At 72.9% G+C, this 20923-nt stretch carries 16 protein-coding genes; 9 read left to right on the top strand and 7 right to left on the bottom strand.

Translation table 11 applies throughout. The features are described 5' to 3' along the window. Positions 1-8 precede the first annotated feature (8 nt). Complete coding sequence (locus tag ABD299_RS05580) at positions 9-1382, bottom strand: hypothetical protein (protein ID WP_344259369.1); 1374 nt, start codon at positions 1380-1382, stop codon at positions 9-11. Positions 1383-1685: 303 nt separating this feature from the next. On the opposite strand from ABD299_RS05580, the gene ABD299_RS05575 reads away from it, so the two are divergent. Together ABD299_RS05575 and ABD299_RS05570 are read left to right on the top strand one after the other, a co-directional pair. Then, positions 1686-2744 carry a glycoside hydrolase family 5 protein gene (locus ABD299_RS05575; protein ID WP_425581257.1) on the top strand — a complete coding sequence of 353 codons (1059 nt, stop codon included), beginning with the start codon at positions 1686-1688 and terminating at the stop codon, positions 2742-2744. A gap of 90 nt (positions 2745-2834) precedes the next feature. Beyond that, positions 2835-3413: a GNAT family N-acetyltransferase gene (locus ABD299_RS05570; protein ID WP_344259367.1), complete on the top strand. Its 579-nt coding sequence runs from the start codon at positions 2835-2837 to the stop codon at positions 3411-3413. Between the two features lie 18 nt (positions 3414-3431). Here ABD299_RS05570 and ABD299_RS05565 read toward each other — a convergent pair whose 3' ends face one another. After that, on the bottom strand, positions 3432-4055 hold the full coding sequence (locus tag ABD299_RS05565) for a GNAT family N-acetyltransferase (protein ID WP_344259365.1): 624 nt from the start codon (positions 4053-4055) through the stop codon (positions 3432-3434). A 61-nt stretch (positions 4056-4116) separates the two neighbouring features. Further along, a complete protein-coding gene (locus ABD299_RS05560; protein ID WP_344259363.1) occupies positions 4117-4347 on the bottom strand; it encodes a hypothetical protein in 231 nt (76 codons plus the stop codon). Between the two features lie 232 nt (positions 4348-4579). Between ABD299_RS05560 and ABD299_RS05555 the strand changes: the two genes are divergently transcribed. The 4 genes from ABD299_RS05555 to ABD299_RS05540 all read left to right on the top strand — a co-directional run bounded on the left by ABD299_RS05555 (position 4580) and on the right by ABD299_RS05540 (position 8114). Continuing rightward, complete coding sequence (locus tag ABD299_RS05555) at positions 4580-5125, top strand: HNH endonuclease (RefSeq protein WP_344259803.1); 546 nt, start codon at positions 4580-4582, stop codon at positions 5123-5125. A gap of 269 nt (positions 5126-5394) precedes the next feature. After that, positions 5395-5694: a hypothetical protein gene (locus ABD299_RS05550; protein WP_425581274.1), complete on the top strand. Its 300-nt coding sequence runs from the start codon at positions 5395-5397 to the stop codon at positions 5692-5694. Then, positions 5694-7862: a 4-alpha-glucanotransferase gene (gene malQ, locus ABD299_RS05545; protein ID WP_344259359.1), complete on the top strand. Its 2169-nt coding sequence runs from the start codon at positions 5694-5696 to the stop codon at positions 7860-7862. The genes ABD299_RS05550 and malQ overlap by 1 nt, the downstream gene beginning before the upstream one ends. A 69-nt stretch (positions 7863-7931) precedes the next feature. Next, the gene (locus ABD299_RS05540; RefSeq protein ID WP_486388907.1) at positions 7932-8114 is read left to right on the top strand and encodes a hypothetical protein; all 183 of its coding nucleotides are present in this window, start codon (positions 7932-7934) and stop codon (positions 8112-8114) included. Between the two features lie 105 nt (positions 8115-8219). On the opposite strand, the gene pepN (ABD299_RS05535) is transcribed toward ABD299_RS05540, so the two are convergent. Further along, positions 8220-10784 carry an aminopeptidase N gene (gene pepN / locus ABD299_RS05535; protein ID WP_344259355.1) on the bottom strand — a complete coding sequence of 855 codons (2565 nt, stop codon included), beginning with the start codon at positions 10782-10784 and terminating at the stop codon, positions 8220-8222. 168 nt (positions 10785-10952) lie between these two features. On the opposite strand from pepN (ABD299_RS05535), the gene ABD299_RS05530 reads away from it, so the two are divergent. Together ABD299_RS05530 and ABD299_RS05525 are read left to right on the top strand one after the other, a co-directional pair. Beyond that, on the top strand, positions 10953-11396 hold the full coding sequence (locus tag ABD299_RS05530) for a helix-turn-helix transcriptional regulator (RefSeq protein ID WP_344259354.1): 444 nt from the start codon (positions 10953-10955) through the stop codon (positions 11394-11396). Next, positions 11393-11800 (top strand): VOC family protein, encoded by a 408-nt coding sequence (locus tag ABD299_RS05525; protein ID WP_344259352.1) that lies wholly within the window; start codon positions 11393-11395, stop codon positions 11798-11800. Before ABD299_RS05530 ends, ABD299_RS05525 begins: the two co-directional genes overlap by 4 nt. Positions 11801-11887: 87 nt before the next feature. Here the strand turns inward: ABD299_RS05525 and ABD299_RS05520 are convergent, their stop codons facing one another. Then, complete coding sequence (locus ABD299_RS05520; protein ID WP_344259351.1) at positions 11888-15184, bottom strand: S8 family serine peptidase; 3297 nt, start codon at positions 15182-15184, stop codon at positions 11888-11890. Positions 15185-15420: 236 nt separating this feature from the next. Between ABD299_RS05520 and ABD299_RS05515 the strand changes: the two genes are divergently transcribed. Further along, positions 15421-17142, top strand: coding sequence for a TIGR03767 family metallophosphoesterase (locus tag ABD299_RS05515; protein WP_425581256.1), 1722 nt, complete (start codon positions 15421-15423; stop codon positions 17140-17142). 3 nt (positions 17143-17145) lie between these two features. Here the strand turns inward: ABD299_RS05515 and ABD299_RS05510 are convergent, their stop codons facing one another. Both ABD299_RS05510 and pepN (ABD299_RS05505) read right to left on the bottom strand, forming a co-directional pair. After that, entirely contained in the window at positions 17146-18135 is a 990-nt protein-coding gene (locus ABD299_RS05510) for a hypothetical protein (RefSeq protein ID WP_344259349.1), read from the bottom strand. Positions 18136-18277: 142 nt separating this feature from the next. Next, positions 18278-20887, bottom strand: a complete 2610-nt coding sequence (pepN, locus tag ABD299_RS05505; RefSeq protein ID WP_344259348.1) for an aminopeptidase N — start codon at positions 20885-20887, stop codon at positions 18278-18280. Positions 20888-20923: the final 36 nt, after the last annotated feature.

Genomic DNA, 20923 nt, shown 5'->3' with positions numbered 1-20923 from the left:
CGGCCTTCTCACCGGTACTCCGACAGTCGGCGGCCGATCCCGGTCAGCACACCCGCCATGCCCGCCAGGGTGAGGACGACGATGCCGCCGGAGAGCCCGGCCAGCCGGTCACGGCCCCGCTCGGCGGCCCGCTCGAACTGCCGCTGCTCGTGTTCCACGGCCTGCTCCAGATTCTCGTCGATGCGGTCGAAGAGGCCGGCCGAGCCCTCCTCGCCGATCACGAGGGCGACGGCGGCCTCGTGATCGCCGGCGAGCTCCCGGGCGATCGCCTCGGCGTGCCGCGCGCGCCAGGCGGCGGCGTCCGCGACGGCCCTCTCCAGGGGCCGCCGGCCGGCCTCGTCGTCGGCCAGCCGGACGGCACGGTCCAGCAGGCCTCCGGGGGCGTCGGGGATCCGGCCGGCCAGCCGGTCCATCCCGCGCTCGAAGCGCTGCTCGAAGTCGTTGTCCGCGCCACGCGACACCAGCAGCATGTTCTCGGTACCCCGGGCCTTCAGGGCCTCGGACCTGGCCTCGTGGAGCACCTCCAGCGAGCGCGCGCCGGTGCGTTCGGCCTCGTCGAGGGCGGACCGGGCCAGCAGGTGGGCGCCCGCCAGCCAGCCCAGCAGCACGGCGGTCGCGGTGCCCGCCGCCAGCAGGCCCGGGCTGAACACCCGGTTGGTACGGCGGAAGTGCCGGACCTGGGCCCATCCGAGCGCCCCGAGGACGAGGACGCCGAGGCCGCCGGAGAGCCATGGGCGGCCGCCCGCCAGCCGGGTGTCGGAATGGAACGAGGAGTGCTCCAGACGGTAGAGGGCCTCGGCGGCGGGGAGCAGCACCTCCTGCATGCGGGTGTCCGCGTACCGCAGATAGGCGCTGCCCAGCGGGAGCCCCTGCCGCTCGTTTGCCCGGGCGGCCTCCACCAGGCCGGTGTAGACCGGGAGTTCCTCGGCGAGGACCCGTATGTGGTGCTGGGCCCTGGGCGAGCCGTCGCTGTGCGCGGCGGCGTGGGTGAGGAGCTCCGAGGCGTTGGCGATGTCGTCGGCGTAGCGGGCGCGCAGCTCGGCACCGTCCTCCCCGTCGGCCAGGAAGCCGGCGGCGGCGCTGGTGTTGGCGTCGGCGAGCGAGCGGTAGACGGCGGCCGCGTCGGCGCTCAGCGGCTGGCTGCTCTCCAGCGCGGTGTGCGCGGCGGAGTGCCGCACGGAGATCTCCCATGAGGTCACGGCCCCGAACAGCAGGACCAGCCCGGCGAGGGCGGCGCCGAGAACGCGCAGCCGCCCCGGCTCGGTGCCGGCCGCGGCGCGCAGCAGACGGGCCTGTTCCCGCCAGGCGGGCACCGGCCCGGCGTCCGGCGCGCGGGGCCGGGGCGGTGACGGTTCCTGCGGCACGGCCGGTGGATGTGTCACCTGTCCGCACCCTCCCCCCGGGTCTCGCTCCGGTCAGCAGTATGCCGTCCCGGTACCGGCTCGCCACAGCCCTCGCGGGCGGCCGGTACCGGGACACGGCCCGGCCGGCGCTCCACCGGGGTCCCGTATCCGGCCGGGGGCCGCGCGTTCCGGTCCGGTCCGTGCCGGTTCGCCCCGGGTTCCGGCCGCTGGTCTTGACCTTTGCGCCATGTTCACTCTAAGTTCGCCGCCGCTCACCCCCCACGGTTCACGCTTCCCCCCACCCGCCGGAAATGTCATGTTCCGGGCAGAGAAGAGGACGACATGAGCTCATCACACGGCCGGCACCGGCGGCGCTCCCTCCGCACCAGGCTGCTGGCCCCGCTGGCCGGGCTCCTGGCGGCAGGCGGACTGATGGCGGCCGGGACGCTCGCCGCGGCCGGCACCGGCGACCAAGCCCCGCAGGCTCTCACCCCGTTCCAGGAGCACGGCCGTCTGGAGGTCTGCGGCACCCGCCTGTGCGACGAGAACGGCGAGGAGGTCCAGTTGCGGGGCATGAGCACCCACGGCACCCAGTGGTACGCCCACTGCGTCACCGAGGGGTCGCTCGACGCGCTGGCCGGCGACTGGGGAGCCGACGTCCTGCGAGTGTCCACCTACGTCCAGGAGGGCGGCTACGAGACCGACCCCGAGCGCTTCACCGACATCGCCGGCCGCATCATCGACCAGGCCACCGAGCGCGGCCTGTACGTCGTCGTCGACTGGCACCAGCTCTCCCCGGGGGACCCGAACCACAACACCGAGCGCGCCAAGCGGTTCTTCCGGGACATCACCGCGCGCCACGGCCACCAGGACAACCTGCTGTACGAGATCGCCAACGAACCCAACGGCGTCGGCTGGCAGGCGGTCAAGAGCTACGCGGAGGAGGTCATCCCCGTCGTCCGGGCCGGTGACCCCGACGCGGTCGTCCTGGTCGGCACCCGCGCCTGGTCCTCGCTGGGAGTCTCCGAGGGCAGCGACGAGCGGGAGATCCTGGCCGACCCGGTCGATGCGGACAACATCATGTACACCTTCCACTTCTACGCAGCCTCGCACCGCGAGCCCTACCTGGAGACGCTCTCCCGGGCCGCCGACAGCATCCCGGTGTTCGTCACCGAGTTCGGCACCCAGGACTACTCGGGCGAGGGCGCGAACGACTTCGCCACGGCCCAGCGCTACCTGGACCTGATGGCCGAGAAGAAGATCAGCTGGATCAACTGGAACTTCTCCGACGACTGGCGCTCGGGCGCGGTGTTCCGCGAGGGCACCTGCTCCGGTGACCGGTGGACGGGCACCGGGGTGCTCAAGGAGGCGGGGGTCTGGATCCGCGAGCGGATCGGCTGACCGGAGCGGGGAGGAGGACGGGCGGCCGGCGCAAAAGTCCGCCGGTCCGCTGAATCGCTCCCCGGGCACAGACGTGGCAGTATCAGCGCCATGTCCGGCATATCCCAGCCCTCCGCACTGCCCGCACTGCCCGCCGGTCTCCGGCTCGCCGGCGAGGGCGTCGTGCTGCGCGAGTGGACCAGCGGAGACCTCACCGCCATGGTCGAGCTGTTCGACGACCCCGAGGTCGCCCACTGGACGGCGCTCAGCTCGCCGTTCGACCGGGACGCCGCCCGAGAGCACCTCGCCAAGGTCCGCGCCTCCCGCTCGGAGGGCCTGGGCATCCAGCTGGCCGTCACCAAGGACGGCGAGGAACCGCACGGCGAGATCGTGCTGTTCCGCAGCCCCGAGGACGAGGAGGGCCGGGACATCGAGCTCGGCTACAGCATCGGGGCCCGCAGCCGCCGGCAGGGGCTCGCCACCGCGGCGCTGCGGGTGATGACCGACTACGCGCGCCGGGAGTTCGCCCCCGAGCGGCTCGTACTGCGGATCGAGGAGGAGAACACGCCGAGCAATGCGGTGGCCCGGGCGGTCGGATACCGGCTCACCGACGACGAGCCGGTCATCCGGGAGATCAGGGGCCGGACGATGGCCCTGCGCACCTGGAGCCGTCCGGGGCGGCCCTTCTGAGCCGGCGCGCCCCCGCTCTCACAGCAGCCGGCCCAGGTAGACCGTCGGACTGTCCTCGGAGACGGGCAGCAGCTCCGTGAAGCCCAGCCGGTCGTAGAACAGCCGGGCGCGGGTGTTCTCCGGGCTCATCCCCAGATGCACCCCGGGCACCCCCCGTTCCCGCAGCGCGCCCCAGAAGGTGTGCATCAGCCGTGTGCCCAGCCCCCGCCCCTGCCCCTCGGGCAGCAGGTCGATGTGCAGATGGGCGGGGTACCGCTCGGCGATCTCCGGGACCAGCATCCGCTCCGGGTGGTGCAGCAGCGACCGCATCTCCTCGTCCGGGGTGCGGGGCGGACCCGACGGCTCCGGGAACCGCCCGGTCAGGGCCGGCAGCCAGTGCCGGCGGAACGCCTCGTAGTAGGCCACGCTGTCGGCGGTGCCCACGATGTAGCCGATCGGACGCTCACCGCTGTCGGCGACGAAGACCAGCTCCGGGTCGAGCGCCGCGTACGGCCCGGCGAACAGGCTCGGCAGCAGATCGGGGTCCTCGTAATGGCCGGAGGCGTCACCCCCGGCCAGCCCGGTGCGCAGGCAGATGTCGTACAGGGCGGCCCGGTCCGCGGCCCGGTAGGGGCGGATCAGGACACCGGGGGCGGCAGGCATGGCCACATCATGTTCGAGGCCCGCGCGCCGCACAAGAACGGCGGCACGGCACCCCGCCCCCTCACCGGTTCCCGGGCCGCCCGCCGCCGGATCCGGCCGCCGAACGCTGCCGTCGCCGCTCGGCGTTCACGCGCAAGCCGCAGCGGGAGCCGCCGGAGCGGTCCGCGCGGCCCGCCCTGGCTGTCAGCCGGGTGATCGCCCGGCGGACCACCGCCCGCAAGGTCATGGCGATGACCACGATCAGCGCGATGCGCAGCCCGGCCGCCGGCCACGCCTCCCCGTTCTCCTCCACCCAGCCCGCGCGGCCTCGGCGGCGCTTCCCGGCGTATCGACGTTCACCCGTCCACGGTAATCCGGGTGTTCGAGGGAGATCGTCCGCCGGACGGGGGAGAAGAGGAAGGTGACAGGCATGTGGCGCGCGACCCATTTCGCGTTCGTGGTGGCGCCACGGGCCACAGCCGGGACACACTGTGGGAGATCGTCCCGGCGCGAGCCACGCGCCGCCGACGGAACTGGAGGGCACCGTGCCGCACGTCCTGGTCCTCAACGCCTCGTACGAGCCGCTCGGCGTCGTACCGGTCCGCCGCGCACTCATCCTGCTGCTGAACGACAAGGCCGTCAGCCTGGAGGATTCCGGGGCGCTCATGCGCAGCGCGGCGCGCGCCATACCGGCGCCCAGCGTGGTACGGCTCAAGCGCTTCGTGCGGGTGCCGCACCGCAGCGCCGTGCCGCTGACCCGCCGGGCCCTGTTCGCCCGCGACGGCGGCCGCTGCGCCTACTGCGGCGGGGTGGCCACCAGCGTGGACCACGTCATCCCCCGCAGCCGCGGCGGCCAGCACGCCTGGGAGAACGTCGTCGCCGCCTGCCGCCGCTGCAACCATGTGAAGGCCGACCGGCACGTGGCCGAGCTCGGCTGGCGGCTGCGGCACGTTCCCGGTCCGCCCTCCGGGCTGGCCTGGCGGATCATCGGCACCGGTCACCGCGACCCGCGCTGGCTGCCCTACCTCCAGCCGTACGGCGCCGACGACGCGCTCGCCCGGATAGAGGGCAGCCACGCCTCCGCCTCCTGAAGGAGCCGGCCTGAAGGCGCCGGGAGGCACGGCCCTCCCGGTGGACCGCTGCGCGTGGCCCCCGTGACGCCGCAAGATGTGCCTGGCCGGCGCGCCGCGCCGCGCAATTCTTGCGCCCGCAGCCGGGTGAGGTCAGCCACCTTCCCGTGACAGGGATGGATGCCCTGGCGTCTACTGGGTAAAGCAGTAAGGTGTTCGCTTCCTTCACCGAACGGAGACACGACGTGGCCGCAGCCACCACCGCCTGGGATACCCCTGTCCTCATCGCCATGCCCACCCAGATGGACAAACCCGAAGACGGCGAACCCCTCAAACAGGACGTCCCGGAGCTGTGGGACGACACCGGCGAGCTCGACCTCTCCGACCTGTCCCACCCCGACTCCGGGCTGGAGGGCGTCAGCTCCAGCGGCGGCCCCGCGGCCCCGCTGACCAGTGAGCCCCCGCTCGCCGACACCACCCCCCTCACGTCCGAGAAGCCGCTGGCCGCCGAGCTGCCGCTGACCTCGGAACCGACCGGCAGCGGCCTGTACACCGACGCGCGCAGCGGCGCGGAGGCCGTCGAGTACTGATGGGCGGGCTGTCGCAGCTGGCCGCTGCGCACGGCGTCGCGACCTCCTACCGGCCCGCACCCGGCCGGTGTGTCGAGGTCGAGCCGGACACGGTGGTGGCCGTGCTCTCCGCTCTGGGCGTGGACGCCTCCACGCCGCGGGCCGTCAGCGACGCCCTGGAACGCCACCGGGAGAGCCGCGATGCGGCAGGACTGCTGCCGCCCACGGTCGTCTGGCCTCTTGCGCCCGCCCCCGGACTGCCCGAGGGCACCGTCCTGCGGGTCCGCACCGAGGACGGCCGCGAGCTGGACTGGGACCCGGCGGCGCGTCCGCCGCCCCTGCCACCGGGACGGCACGTCCTGGACGCCCGCGCCCCCGGCGGCCGCACCGGGCGCGCCACCCTCGTGGTCGCCCCCGAGCGGGTGCCCGCTCCCCGCCACCGCAGTCACGGCCTGCTCCTGCAGCTCTACAGTCTGCTGTCCGCCCGCTCCTGGGGCATGGGCGACCTGGCCGATCTCGCCGAACTGGCCGGCTGGGCCGGACACACCCTGGGCACCGGATTCCTCCAGCTCAACCCCCTGCACGCGGCCGTCCCCGGTGCCCCGGGCGAGGCCACCGACCCGTCCCCCTACCGGCCCGGCTCCCGGCGCTTCCCCGACCCGGTCCATCTGCGGGTGGAGGACGTCCCCGAGTACGCGTATCTGGGGCCCGCCGCCCGGCAGCGCGTCGAACCGCTGCTGCGGCGGGCCGCCGCACTGCGCCACGCGGTGCTGCACCGGGGCGCGGCCATCGACCGCGACGCGGTCTGGGACCTCAAGCGGCAGGCGCTGGAGCAGATGCGGAACGTGGTGCCCGGGCCGGGACGACGAGCCCGGTTCTGCGCCTACCTCGCCGAGCAGGGACAGGCCCTGGAGGACCACGCGACCTGGTGCGCACTGGCCGAGCTGCACGGTCCCGACTGGCGCACCTGGCCGGCGCCGCTGCGCGACCCCCGTTCCTCCGGCACCGCCCGGGCGCGGGCGGACCACCTGGAGCGGGTGGACTTCCACTGCTGGCTCGCCTGGCTCACCGACGAGCAGCTCGCCGGCGCCCAGCGCGCCGCCCGCGAGGCCGGCATGGCGGTGGGCCTGGTGCACGACCTGGCCGTCGGGGTGCATCCGCACGGCTCGGACTCCTGGGCCCAGCAGCGCGTGCTGGCCACCGGCATGTCCGCGGGCGCCCCGCCGGACGCGTTCAACGCCAAGGGCCAGGACTGGGGGCTGCCGCCCTGGCGCCCCGACGCCCTGGCCGCCGCCGGCTACGAGCCGTTCGCCGGGCTGGTGTCCGGGCTGCTCCGCCACAGCGGAGCGCTGCGCATCGATCATGTGATGAGCCTGTTCCGGCTCTGGTGGATCCCCGAGGGCGCCGAGCCGCGCGCGGGCACCTACGTGCGGTACGACTCCCGCGCCCTGCTCGGTGTGCTGGCGCTGGAGGCCCACCGGGCCGGGGCCGCGGTGGTGGGGGAGGACCTGGGTACGGTGGAGCCGGGCGTGCGCGAGGAGCTGGCGGCCCGCGGCGTGCTGGGCACCTCGGTGCTGTGGTTCGAGCGGGACCGGCCGCAGCCCGCGGCAGCCGGAGAAGGCCGGGACGGTGACGCCACGCCGCCGGACGGGATGGATGACGGGCCGGACGGCGTGAGGGAGATCGCCGGGCCGCTGCGGCCCCAGGAGTGGCGGGCCGGCTGCCTGGCGACCGTCACCACGCACGACCTGCCGCCCACCGCGGCCCGCCTCAGCGGCGCGGACGTGGAGCTTCGCGGGCGGCTCGGGCTGCTGCCGGGGGCCCCGGAGGCCGAGCGGGTGGCGGCCCGGGCGGAGGTCGACCGCTGGCTGGCGCTGTTCCTGCGCCTGGGCCTGCTGCCGCGCTGGTCCACTCCGCAGCAGCAGATCACCGCGGCCTACCGGTTCCTGGCCCGCACGCCCGCCACGATGGTGGGGATCTGGCTGCCCGACGCGGTCGGTGACACCCGCCCGCAGAACGTCCCCGGCACCTGCCGGGAGTACCCCAACTGGCGGCTGCCGCTGGCCGACGGAGGCGGCCGGCCCGTCGCGCTGGAGGAACTGGCCGCCGACGGCCGCCTCGCCCGCCTGGTGGACGCGGTTTCCCGGGACATGCGCCCCGGGCGCGGAGCCGTCCGGGACGTTGGTTAATGTGGTGCCGTGCTGAACAAGAACCCGAAGAGCGCGGCGCGTGCCGGAGCGGTCACGCTCGGCACGGCGATGCTGCTGCTGATGTCCTCCCCGGCCGCCCACGCCCTCGTCCGCGACGACGGCGACGACCCCGGTCCCGGCCTGAGCATCTTCGAGACGCTCAGCCTCTTCGTCTTCGCCCCGATCCTGCTGTTCGTGGTGATCGCCGGGCTCGTCGTCCTGGGTGAGAAGAAGGCCCGCACCGACGCCTGACGCCGGCGCCCCCGTGCGGCGCCCCGCCCGGGGCCGCGGCCGGGGGCAGCGGGGCCGCCGGGGGCGGGACGGCACCGGCCGCCCCGCCCGCCCGCGAACCCCGGATCAGCCGGCCGCCGCGTCCGCGGCCTGGGCGTTCAGCGCCCGCTCCACCCCGGCACGGGACTCCGTGACCAGCCGACGCAGCGCCGCGCTCGGCTCGGCCTCCTCCAGCCAGGCGTCCGTCGCCTCCAGCGTCCCGGCCGAGATCTGCAGCGACGGGTAGAGGCCCACCGCGATCTGCTGGGCCATCTCGTGGCTGCGCGACTCCCACACGCCCTTCAGCGCCCGGAAGTACTTCTCCGCGTAGGGCCGCAGCAGTTCCCGCTGGTCGGTCTGCACGAAACCGCCGATCACCGCCTCCTGCACGGCGTTGGGCAGCTTGTCGCTCTCCACGACCGAGGCCCAGGCCGCGGCCTTGGCCTCCTGGGTGGGCCGGGCCGCCCGCGCGGTGGCCGCGTGCCGCTCACCCGCCGACGTCGCGTCCCGCTTCAGCTCCGCGTCGATCGCCGCGTCGTCCGCCCGCCCGGTCGCGGCCAGCCGCTGGAGCAGCGCCCAGCGCAGCTCGGTGTCCACGGTCAGTCCGTCGATCGTCTCGCCGCCGTCCAGCAGACCCGCGAGCAGGTCCAGCTGGGCATCGGTGCGTGCCGTGGCGGCGAAGGCCCGGGCCCACGCGAGCTGGTGGTCGCTGCCCGGCTCGGCGGCCCGCAGCTGCTCCAGCGTCGCCCCGGTCCACTTCGCCAGGCCCGTCTCGCGCCAGGAGGGCGCGGCGTACAGGTCCAGGGCCAGCTTCACCTGGCGGTGCAGGGACTGCACGACGCCGATGTCCGACTCCTTGCCGATGCCCGCCAGGACCAGCTCCAGGTAGTCCCGGGTGGCCAGCTCGCCGTCGCGGGTCATGTCCCAGGCGGAGGCCCAGCACAGCGCGCGCGGCAGCGACTCGGTGAAGTCGCCCAGGTGCCGGGTCACCGCGGCGAGGGAGTCGGCGTCCAGCCGGACCTTGGCGTAGGACAGGTCGTCGTCGTTGAGCAGGATCACCGCCGGACGCTCCCGGCCGGTGAGCGCGGGTACCTCGGTGCGCTCGCCGTCGACGTCCAGTTCGATCCGGTCGGTGCGGACCAGCTTGCCGCCCTGGAGCCCGTACAGGCCGATGGCGATCCGGTGCGGGCGCAGCGTCGGCTCGCCGGTGGCGCCGGCCGGCAGCGCGGGGGCCTCCTGGCGCACCGCGAACGACGTGATGGTGCCCGAGCCGTCGGTGCTGATCTCCGGCCGCAGCAGGTTGATCCCGGCGGTCTCCAGCCACGCCTTCGACCAGGCGGTCAGATCCCGGCCGCTGGTCTCCTCCAGGGCGCCCAGCAGGTCGGCCAGCCGGGTGTTGCCCCACTCGTGGCGCTTGAAGTACGCCTGCACGCCGCGGAAGAACTCGTCCTCGCCGACGTAGGCGACCAGCTGCTTGAGCACCGAGGCGCCCTTGGCGTAGGTGATGCCGTCGAAGTTGACCAGCACGTCCTCCAGATCACGGATCTCGGCCATGATCGGGTGGGTGGAGGGAAGCTGGTCCTGCCGGTAGGCCCAGGTCTTCATCTGGTTGGCGAAGCTCGTCCAGGCGTGCGGCCAGCGGCTTCCCGGGGCGTACGCCTGGCAGGCGATGGAGGTGTAGGTGGCGAACGACTCGTTCAGCCACAGGTCGTTCCACCACTCCATGGTGACCAGGTCGCCGAACCACATGTGGGCGAGCTCGTGCAGGATGGTCTCGGCGCGCATCTCGTACGCCGCGTCCGTCACCTTGGACCGGAAGACGTACTGGTCGCGGATGGTCACCGCGCCGGCGTTCTCCATCGCGCCGGCGTTGAACTCCGGCACGAAGAGCTGGTCGTACTTGGCGAACGGGTAGGGGTAGTCGAACTTCTCCTCGAACCAGTCGAAGCCCTGCCGGGTGACCGCGAAGATCGCCTCGGAGTCCAGGTGTTCGGCCAGCGAGGGCCGGCAGTAGATGCCCAGCGGCACCGTCCGCCCGTCCTTCTCCCAGGAGCTGTGCACCGAGTGGTAGGGCCCGGCGATCAGCGCGGTGATGTAGCTGGAGATCCGGGGGGTCGGCTCGAAGCTCCAGACGTTGTCGCGCGGCTGCGGGGTGGGGGAGTTGGAGATGACGGTCCAGCCCGCCGGGGCGGTCACCGTGAACCGGAACTGCGCCTTGAGGTCCGGCTGCTCGAAGCAGGCGAACACCCGCCGGGCGTCGGGCACCTCGAACTGGGTGTAGAGGTAGGCCTGCTGGTCCACCGGGTCGACGAACCGGTGCAGGCCCTCGCCGGTGTTGGTGTACGCGCAGTCGGCGACCACACGCAGTTCGTTGCCGCCCTCGGCCAGCGCCGGCAGGGCGATCCGCGAATCGGCGAAGACCTCGGCGGGCTTGAGCGGCTCGCCGTTGAGGACGACCTCGTGCACCGCAGGGGCGATCAGGTCGATGAAGCCCGCCCCGGTCTCCCGGGCCGTGAAGCGCACGGTGGTCTCGGAACGGAAGGTGCCCCCCTCCTGTGCTCCGGAGAGGTCCAGGGCGATGTCGTACGACTCCACGGTCAGGAGCCGCGCCCGTTCCTGCGCCTCTTCCCGGGTCAGATTCGTGCCAGGCACGTGGTGTTCTCCCTCATGTGTCGTTCATGTCTCGGTTGTCTGTCGGTGGTGCTGTCTCACATCGCGGGATGCCCCGCCGGCCATCCTTCCACGGCCGGGGCCGCGACGCCCGGGAGGCGGTGGTCCCGGGGGCTCTCCGCTGTCGGTCCGGCGTGGAACGCTGGTCCGGTGAGCCCAGAGAACCTCTCCCACCTGCGCCGGGCGCGCGACCTGATGGACCGCGAGTACACCCGGGCGCTCGATGTCCCCGCACTGGCCCGGGCGGCGCTGATGTCGCCCGCGCACTTCTCCCGCGCGTTCCGTGCCGCCTACGGGGAGACGCCCTACGGCTATCTGATGACGCGCCGGATCGAGCGGGCGAAGGCCCTGCTGCGGCGGGGGGACCTCACCGTCACCGAGGTGTGCGTGGCGGTCGGCTGCACCTCGCTGGGGTCCTTCAGTTCCCGGTTCACCCGGATCGTCGGGGAGAGCCCGAGCGCCTACCGGGCACGCGCGCACCGGGCCGCGGGGGTGCCCGGGTGCTGGGTGCGGGCGGTCACCCGGCCCGCCCGCACACCGAGCAGGATCGGAGAAGCGCCGGCGGGCCCGCCCGGCGTAGCGTCCAGGACATGAACCTCACGCTTTCCCACACATTCGTCCAGGTGCACGACCAGGCCGAGGCACTGGCCTTCTACCGCGATGTCCTCGGCATGGAGGTGCGCGCCGACATCCCCTTCGAGGGGGTCCGCTGGCTGACGGTCGGCCCGCCCTCGCAGCCCGGGGTGGAGATCGTTCTCGAGGCGGTGGGGATGGGCCGCGGGGAGGAGGACCGGGATACCCTGCGGGGACTGCTGGCGAAGGGGTCGCTCAGCGGTGTCATCTTCGCCACCGACGACTGCGACGCCCTCTTCGAGAAGGTCCGCGCCGCGGGCGCCGAAGTGATGCAGGAGCCGGTGACGCAGCCCTACGGGGTGCGCGACTGCGCCTTCCGGGACCCTTCCGGCAACATGGTGCGCTTCTCAGGACCCACGCGCTGAGACCCGGTCCCGGCCGCAATGCCCGGGGGCCTGGGGCGGCAACCGCCGCCTCAGGCCCCCGGGACCGTGGTGCTACCGGTCAGCCGGTCAGGGAGTGACCACCCGCTCGATGCGGATGCCACCGGTCCCGGTGGGGGTGCCGCGCTCGTTGAGCAGGCGCACCTCACCGAAGAACTCGCGGCCCTCGGGCGCCGCACCGGTGACCAGCACCTCCGCGTCGACCGAGGCGGTGGCGCCGCTGGGCAGATCGATCGTGCCGTCCTCGTCCAGGCTGATGCGGCCGAGGTCCGGGCTGATGAAGCTGTCCCGGTAGTCGTACTCGGTGGTGCCGGCCGGCACCGAGTAGCCGTGCACCTCGACGGTGTAGACGCCCGGCGCCGGGTCGGCCAGCGAGACGTTCTCCTCGGAGTCGCCGCGGGTGGAGCTGCCGACCAGTACGCCGTCGTGGTAGACGTACAGGTCCAGATCCGCCGCGCTGTCCGCGGGGGAGCTCAGGGACAGGTCGAACCGCGAGACGTTGGCGGGGAGCTCCACCTCGTGGCTGGTCCACTCGCCGTCGGCGATGGTGGGACGTTCGACGACGGCCGAGCCGAGGTCACCGCCCTCGAAGGACCCCTGGATGCCGGCGAAGTCGTTGCTGACCTCCCAGGTCACCGTGGTGGGGGTGCCCAGTTCGGCCTCCTCGACGACCTGCGTCCCGGGGTCGAAGCTGGTGCCCAGCGCGGTGGCCGTGACGGTGTAGGGGTTCTTCAGCATCGGCGAGGTGCGGCGTGCCTCGACCTCGATCTCCCAGACGCCCGGGATCGGGTCCTGGTAGGAACGCAGGCCCGGCGGGCAGGGGTTGGCCGGGTTGTCGAAGTTGGGGTAGCAGTTGATGGCCGAGGTGGAGTCGGCCGGGATGCCCCAGGGGTTGATGGCGACCCAGCGGGTCTGGCTGCCCTCGGCCAGTCCGCTCATGGCGATCTCCAGGGACTTGGTGCCCTCGGGGACCTTCACGAAGTAGGACGTCGGGTCGTTGCGCTCGGCGGTTCCGGAGTTGGCCACCGTGTAGTCGGGGGCGGCCAGTTCGTCCGCGCTGATGACGGTCGCCAGCATCTGGGCGTCGGTGCCCTTGGTGCGGGGGTCGTCGATGGTCAGGATCGCGCTGTGGATACCGGCGGTGCGCGGGGCGGCCTCGACGGTGACCGTCACGGGCTTGCCCAGCGGCAGCTTGACGACGGACCTGCCCGCGATCCTGAAGGTCTTGCCGTGGTTGTTGACCAGGCGCAGCTTGTGGCTGACCGAGCCCTTCGGGCCGGAGGTGCGGGTCACGGTGACCTCGTAGGCCTTCTTCTCACCCACGGCCGGGGCGCTCTCCCGGTCGTAGATGCCGGTGCCGGTGTGCGGTGTCCGCAGGTTCTCCGACAGGTCGTGGCTGACCGGAGCCGACACGGTGTACTCGTGGGCGGTGGCGCGCTTGGCGATGAGCTTCCAGGCGGCCGGGGTGTCCATCAGGCCGGCGCCCTGCTCGTACGCCTGCACGTTCCTGATGGTCTTCGCGGAGCTGGTCAGCGCGGTGCGCAGATCGGCCGGGGTCAGGTCGATGCCGCGCTGCCCCGCCGCGGAGAGCAGCAGTGCCGAGGCGCCCGCGACCTGCGGCGAGGACATCGAGGTGCCCTGCAGCATGCCGTAGCCGGGCGGCAGGCCGTAGCCGGCGTCGGGGACCGAGCTGCCGGGCTGCCAGGTCGGGATGGTGTTGATGGAGGCGCCCGGACCGGAGATGGTGGGCTTGAAGCCGCCGTCCGCCCGCGGGCCGCGGGAGGAGAACGGGAACATGTTGTAGGCCTTCTTCACCTGCGAGCCGTAGTTGGCCGCCCACGTCTCCTTCGAGACGGCCGCGCCGACGCTGACCACCTTGTCGGCCACGGACGGGTCGCCCACGGTGTTGGCCCCGGGGCCGCTGTTACCGGCGGAGATGACCAGCTGGACTCCGTAGGTGTCGATCAGCTCGGTGTAGAGCCGTGCCCGGGCGTTGTTGCCGTCGTTCAGCGCGGGCAGGCCGCCGATCGACATGTTGACGATGTCGACGCCGCGGTTGACCACCAGGTCGATCATGCCCTCGGTGAGGGCGGTGTAGGTGCAGCCGCCGCTCCAGGCGCAGGCGCGGGAGGAGACGATCTGCGCGCCGGGGGCCGCTCCGTTCATCTTGCCGCCGAACAGGCCGTGGGCGGCGGTGATCCCGGCGACGTGCGTGCCGTGACGGTTGCTGACGATGCCGATGTTGACGAAGTCGGCGGTCTCGCCGACCCAGGAGCCACCGTAGGGATCCATGGGGACGTCCTTGCGGATCTCCACGACGAACGGGATGCTCTCGGCGATCTCGGTGTCGGGGTCGTCCTCGCCGAAGTAGCCGACGTCGAAGTTCTCCTTGTACGGCTTCATCGGGGTGTCGTTGCGGAAGTCGCCGTCGTCGTCCAGGTCGAGCGTGACGGTGCCGGCCTCGGGGTCGTAGAGCACGGCCCAGCTGGAGGTGGTCGCCCCGTCCCGGTCCAGGTCGCCGTTCATCTCGCCGCCGGCGGTGGCGCTCTCCCGGAACAGGCTGATCAGGTAGTCGCCCTCGGGGGCCTTGTACTCGCGCCCGTTGTAGGTGAAGACCTCGCCCGAGACCTCGGTGACCATGGGCCGCCAGGTGAGGTCGCTGTCGATGATCGGGTCGGTGGCGGTGACCGAGTCGACGATTTTGCGTTCGCCGGTGGTGGTCTCCTGGAGCGCCGGGTGGGCGAGGTCCACGCCGGTGTCCAGCACGCCGATGGTCACCCCGCGGCCGTCGAACTTCGGGTTCTTCCGGACGAAGTCGACGGCGCCGATCTCGTGCGACGGCTGGTAGGGGTTGGCCGCCGGGGTGTCGGGGCCGGGGCCGGGGTAGCTGCCGGCCTTGCCCGCGGCGCCGCGGGCCTCGGGGACCGGGTCGGGGAGCGGTATCTCCTCGTTGAGGTCGATGGCGTGCACCGAGGACATCGCGCGGGCCCGGTCGATGGCGGCTTCGGCCTTGCCGGTCGGCACGGTGACGCGGAGGTAGCCGACGGCGTCCTCCGCGTAGCCGACCGAGGTGCCCTCGACGGACTCGAGTCCGGCCGAGACGTCCTCGGTCGCGCCCGGCTCGGCGGCGATCATCATCGTGACGTGGGTGTCACCGCGGAGCTGGGCCTCGGCCAGCAGGGTGGCGTCGGCCGTGGAGAACTTCTCGTCCAGCGGCTTGTCCACCATGGTGCGGGGGGCGTCGTCGGCGAGGGCCGGGGTCGCGCCGGCCATGGCCACGGCGGCCACCAGGCCCGCGGCGAGGGTGACGCGCGCCGTGCGTCTCATGCCGGGTGAGGCCGACGAGGGGCGGGGAGAGAGTGACATGGGCATCCTTGTTCGGATTCCGGGACAGGATGACCGGTCATCCTACGGAAGTGCAGTGCATTTGTGGGGAGTTCGCAGAAACTTTGTCGTGTTCCCGCAAAATCGGGGGCGGGTGTGCCGCCGGAGGTCCGCTCCGAGGGCATGACCTTCGGCCCTCCGCCCTCTAGGCTCCCGGTGGACCGGAAGCGTTCCGGTCCCTCACATCCGGCACACACCGCACACGGGGGGCACACGCCATGTCCGGAAGATCGGTGAGAGAGCGGCTGAGTGCCCTGGCAGCGGCCAACCGCCGCACCGTGCTGGGGGCGCTGGGCGGCGCGGTACTGGGGACCGCCGGTGCCGTGGCGCTGAGCGGGCGCGGCAGCCCCGCCGAGGCGAGGGACGAGAGCGACGGCCGTACCCCGGGCACCGACGGCGCGCACGCCACCGGAACGACGCTGGAGGAGGCAGCCTCCGGCACCGGCACCGGCCCCTACCGCCCGCTCTCCGCGGGCCCGGGCTGGACCAGGGTGCTCCGCGACGACCTGGCCGCACCCGGCCCCGGGCGCGAGGGCCCCCGCACCCCGCTGGCGGCCTTCGTGCAGTTCACCGACACCCACGTCACCGATGTGCAGCACCCGCTCCGGCTGGAGTACCTGCGCACCGCGGCGGTCGGGTACTGGCGGCCCCACGAGACCCTCACCGTGGCCGGACTGGCCTCTCTGGTGGAGCGGGTCAACGCGCTCCGGGCGGGCCCGGCCACCGGGGAGCCGCTCGGATTCGTCATGACCACCGGCGACAACACCGACAACAACAGCACCAACGAACTGGAATGGTTCCTCACCGCCATGAACGGCGGGCGCATCACTCCGGCCGGGGACCCGGCGGGTTACCAGGGGGTACAGCGCAGCGGGCTGCCGCTGTACTGGAACCCCGAGGACGAACTGTCGGATCTGGACAAGCAGCTGGGCTTCCCCCGGCTGGAGGGATTCCTGGACGCGGCCCTGCGCGAGGTGAAAAGCCCCGGTCTGGACATCCCCTGGTACTCGACCTCGGGCAACCACGACCTCCTGGCCACCGGGGTCTGTGCGGACAGCACCGGATACCTGGCCGCCTTCGCCACCGGCGACCGCAAACTCCTCGAACTGCCCCACGGCGAGGCCGCCACGCTCTACACCTCCCTGCGCGAGGGCGGGGACCCGCTCGGCCGGGACCTGACGGAGGTCCTGCGCACCCACCGGCGCGCCATGGTCCCCGTCACCCCGGACGAGCGCCGCACCCCTTTCACACGCCGGGAGTACACCGCCGCGCACCTGGCCGCACGGCACACCGGCCCCGGCCCGGTGGGCCACGGCTACACCGAGGACAACCTCGAACAGGACACGCTCTACTACACGTTCCGCATCGCGGACAACGTCCTGGGCATCAGCATGGACACCACCAACGCCGGCGGGCACTGGCAGGGCTCGGTCGGCACCGGCCAGCTCACCTGGCTGCGCGAGCAACTCGTGCGGCACGCGGACGACCACGTCCTGGTGTTCAGCCACCACGCCAGCTGGTCGATGACCAACGACCACCCCGACCCGCGGCACCCGGGGGAGGAGCGGCACCTCGGGGAGGAGCTCATCGAGCTCTTCCGGCGGCACCCGAACGTGGTGGGCTGGATCTCCGGGCACTCCCACCGCAACCGGATCGAGCCCCGCGGCAGCTTCTGGGAGGTCTCCACCGCCTCCCACATCGACTACCCGCAGCTCGCCCGCGTCATCGAACTGGCCGAGAACGGCGACGGGACACTCTCGCTGTTCACCACGCTGGTGGAGTCGGCCGCCCCCTATGCCACCGACCCCGGGGACCTCTCGCAGACCGGGCTGGCCGCCTGGTACCGGGAGCTCGCGTTCAACGCGCCCGGCGCCACGCTGGACCGGCGGCTGGGCAAGCCGGACGACCGCAACACCGAACTGCTGCTACCCGGCCGGTGAGGGTCAGCGCGGCAGCACGGTGATCCGTCCGGGCAGGTCACCCGGCACCGCGGCCAGCAGGGCGGTGCGGACCACCGCGGCCTGGAGGCCGGGACGGGTCCGCAGTTCGTGCGGGTTCACCAGCAGCAGGGTGACGCCCTGCCGGGCAAAGGCGTCCGGGTCGCCGGGCGCGTGGCCCCCGGTCGCCGCCGGCCCGGCGCGGCCCGTCCCGACCGCCAGGGCGAGCGCGTACTCGGGCCAGCAGGCGTCCACCGGGCCGAGCAGCGAACCGTCCGGCAGCCGCAGTTCCACGTTCCAGCACGGATCGGGGAGACGCGCGTCGCGCACCAGCTCCATCAGCCGCTCCTCGTCCGCCGCGCGGCCGGCGGCGATCAGACTGTCCAGTGCCGCGGCCACCGCCGGCCGGCCGAGCAGCTGGGCGCGGCTCAGTTCCCTTACCAGCGTCGGCGGTTCGCAGTGCCCGCCGCGCACGGCCTCCGCCAGCAGCCGGCGCACCGTGGCGGTGTCGGTGAGCTGCGCCACCGTGTCCGTCACGGCCCGGCAGGCCGGGGCGACGGGAACGCCGTCGATGTCCACCGGCACGGGCAGCCGTGGGGTGCGCACGATGCGGGCGGCGCCGGTGGAACGCAGCCGGCGGGTCCGCGGCACGAGCACGTCGACCTGGTTCAGGGCGCCGATCGGCTGGGCACAGGCGAAGCCGTGCAGAGCCAGTGCGGCGGGCCCGGTGACCACGGTCCGGCCGAAGCCGTCCTGGCGGCCCTCGGCGTACCGCAGCACCGCCTGCAGCAGTTCGCTCCCGGTGGGCGGGCCCTGATGCAGCAGGAAGACCCCCGGCAGCGGCATCTGCCAGGGCCCACCGGGACGGCAGCGGGCGCTGGCGGTCGCGGGGGAGACGCCGTGCCGGCGCAGCTCCCGCAGCGACATGACGCACGGATGGGCGTCGTCCGTCCGGCGGGGGAGCTGCCGGGCGGAGAGGGGGGCGTCGGAGTCCATGTGGGTCATGATCCGGCGATTCCCCTCTCCGGCCCGGCGGCCACCCGCTGTTACACGTTCGTCGAGAAAACCGGACAACTCCACATCAATGAGCTGCTGTTCGGCCGCCGAACAGGCGGACGGCGGCATCGGGAGCGTCGGTTCAGGGCAGGGCAGCGCCCGCGTCGCATCCCTGGGCCCGCAGTGCGCGGCAGAGGTCGTCCCGGGCCTCCAGCACCAGCCGCCGCAGCGCCGGCGCGGCGTCCGGGTGCGTGTCCAGCCAGGCGTCTGTGGCCTCCAGTGTCGCGCGGTCGCCCTGCAGGGCCGGGAACAGCCCGCGCACCACGGCCATGGCGATTTCGATGGATCTCTCCTGCCACACCCGCTCGATCGCCTCGAAGTACCGCGCGGCGTAGGGAGCCAGCAGGTCACGGTGGCTGCTCTGGCAGAAGCCGTCGATCGTCGCCTCGACCAGCGCGTTGGACAACCGGTCGGACTCCACCACGTCCTCCCAGGCCCGGGCCTTGACCGCCGCGGAGGGCCGGGCGGCCAGGCAGCGCACCTGGTGACGCTTTCCGGAGGCGGTGTCGTCCCGGGCCAGCTCCTGCGCCAGTTCCCGCTCGTCGGCCAGGCCATGGGCGGCCAGCGGACGCAGGAACGTCCAGCGCAGTTCCTGGTCCACCTCGAGACCGTCGATCCGGGCCGACCCGGCCAGCAGACCGCGCAGCAACCGGAAGTCGTGTTCCGAGGCGGCGCACGCCGCGAAGAACCGGGCCCAGGCAAGCTGGTGGTCGCTGCCGGGAGCCGCCGGCCGCAGCTCGGCCAGAGCCGCTTCGGCGAGACCGGCTCCGGCTGCTTCCCTGCGGTCGGGGGCGGTGTAGTGCACCAGGGCGGTCTCGGCCCAGGCGTGCACCATCTGCAGGACGCCGATGTCGCTCTCCGCGCCGGCGGAGCGCCGCACCAGGCCGAGGAAGTCGCCGGTCGGCATCAGGCCGTCCCGGGTGAGGTTCCACAGGGCCGACCAGCACAGTGCGCGGGCCAGCGGGTCGGTGATGTCGCCCAGGTGGCTTCGCAGGGTGTCCAGCGAACCCTCGTCGAAGCGGATCTTGCAGTACGTCAGGTCCTCGTCGTTGACCAGGATCAGGTCGGGGCGCTCGGCGCCGGTCAGCGCCTCCACCACCGTGCGGCTGCCGGTGACGTCGACGCCGGCCTGCGCGTAGCGGGCCAGCGAGCCTTCCGGGCCCTCCTTCCGGTACAGGCCGACCGCGACCCGGTGCGGGCGCAGCGTCGGGTGGCTCTCGGGCGCCTCCTGCAGCACGGCCAGTTCGGTGATCCGCCCGGCGGCGTCGTAGGTGGCCTGGGGCGTCAGGGAGTTGACGCCCGCGGTCTGCAGCCAGGCCTTGGCCCACTCGCCCATGTCGCGCCCGGAGGTCTCCTCCAGCACCGACAGCAGATCCTCCAGCCGGGTGTTGCCGTAGGCGTGGCGCTGGAAGTAGCGCCGGGCGCCCTCCAGGAAGGCGTCCCGGCCCGCGTAGGCGACCAGCTGCTTGAGCACCGAGGCGCCCTTGGCGTAGGTGATGCCGTCGAAGTTGAGCTTGGCGTCCTGCAGGTCACGGATGTCGGCGGTGACCGGGTGGGTGGAGGGCAACTGGTCGGCCCGGTACGCCCACGCCTTGCGCCGGTTGGCGAAGGTGATCCAGCCCTCCTCGAAACGGGTGGCCTCCACCAGCGAGAAGGCGCCCATGAAGTCGGCGAAGGACTCCTTGAGCCACAGATCGTCCCACCACTCCATGGTGACCAGGTCGCCGAACCACATGTGGGCCATCTCGTGGAGCAGGGTGTTGGCACGTCCCTGGTACGCGGCCCGGGTGGTGCGCCCGCGGAAGACGTACTCCTCGCGGAAGGTGACGCACCCCGGGTTCTCCATGGCGCCGATGTTGTACTCGGGCACGAACGCCTGGTCGTACTTGCCGAAGGGGTACGGGAAGCCGAAGTGGTCGTGGAAGAAGTCCAGTCCCTGCTTGGTGGTGGTGAAGATCTCCTGGGCGTCGAAGTGCTTCGCCAGGCCCTTGCGGCACAGCGCGGCGAGCGGGATCTGCAGCTCGGTGCCGTCCTCCAGGCGGCGGCTGTAGTGGTCCCGCACCACGTGGTACGGGCCCGCCACCACGGCGGTGATGTAGGTGGAGATCGGCTTCGTCCGGGCGAACCGCCAGGTCGCCGAGGCGCCCTCGTCGGCCGGCTCGGGCTCCCCCTCCTGCGCGCCGTTGCTCAGCACCGTCCAGCGGGCCGGAGCGGTGACCCGCACGTCGAACGGAGCCTTGAGGTCCGGCTGCTCGAAGTTGGCGAACACCCGCCTGGCGTCCGCCGGTTCGTACTGGGTGTAGAGGTAGGTCTCGCCGTCCTCCGGGTCACAGAAGTGGTGCAGTCCCTCGCCGGTGCGGCTGTAGGCGCAGCGCGCGTCCACCACCAGCTCGTTCTGCGTGGCCAGACCGCTCAGGGTGATCCGGGAGCCGTCGAAGACACGGTCGGCGTTGAGTTCGACACCGTTGAGCGTGACCGAGTGGACGTGCGGGGCGATGAGGTCCACGAAGGTCTCGGCGCCCTCCGTCGCGCAGCCGAACCGGATGGTGGTCGTGGAGCGGAAGGTGCGTGGTCCGGAGGCGGGTGCCGGCTCGGTGGCCGAGCGGAGATCGAGGGCGATCTCGTACCCGTGGACGGTCACCAGCCGTGCCCGTTCTCGGGCCTCGTCACGGGTCAGGTTCTCTCCGGGCACGACTCGACTCCCTCGTCTCACTGATTGGTCCTGCAC

This window comes from Streptomyces sodiiphilus (assembly GCF_039529215.1).
GTDB lineage: Bacteria > Actinomycetota > Actinomycetes > Streptomycetales > Streptomycetaceae > Streptomyces > Streptomyces sodiiphilus.
The sequence above is the reverse complement of the archived record's forward strand: the minus strand, read 5'-3'. Positions and strand labels throughout refer to the sequence as shown.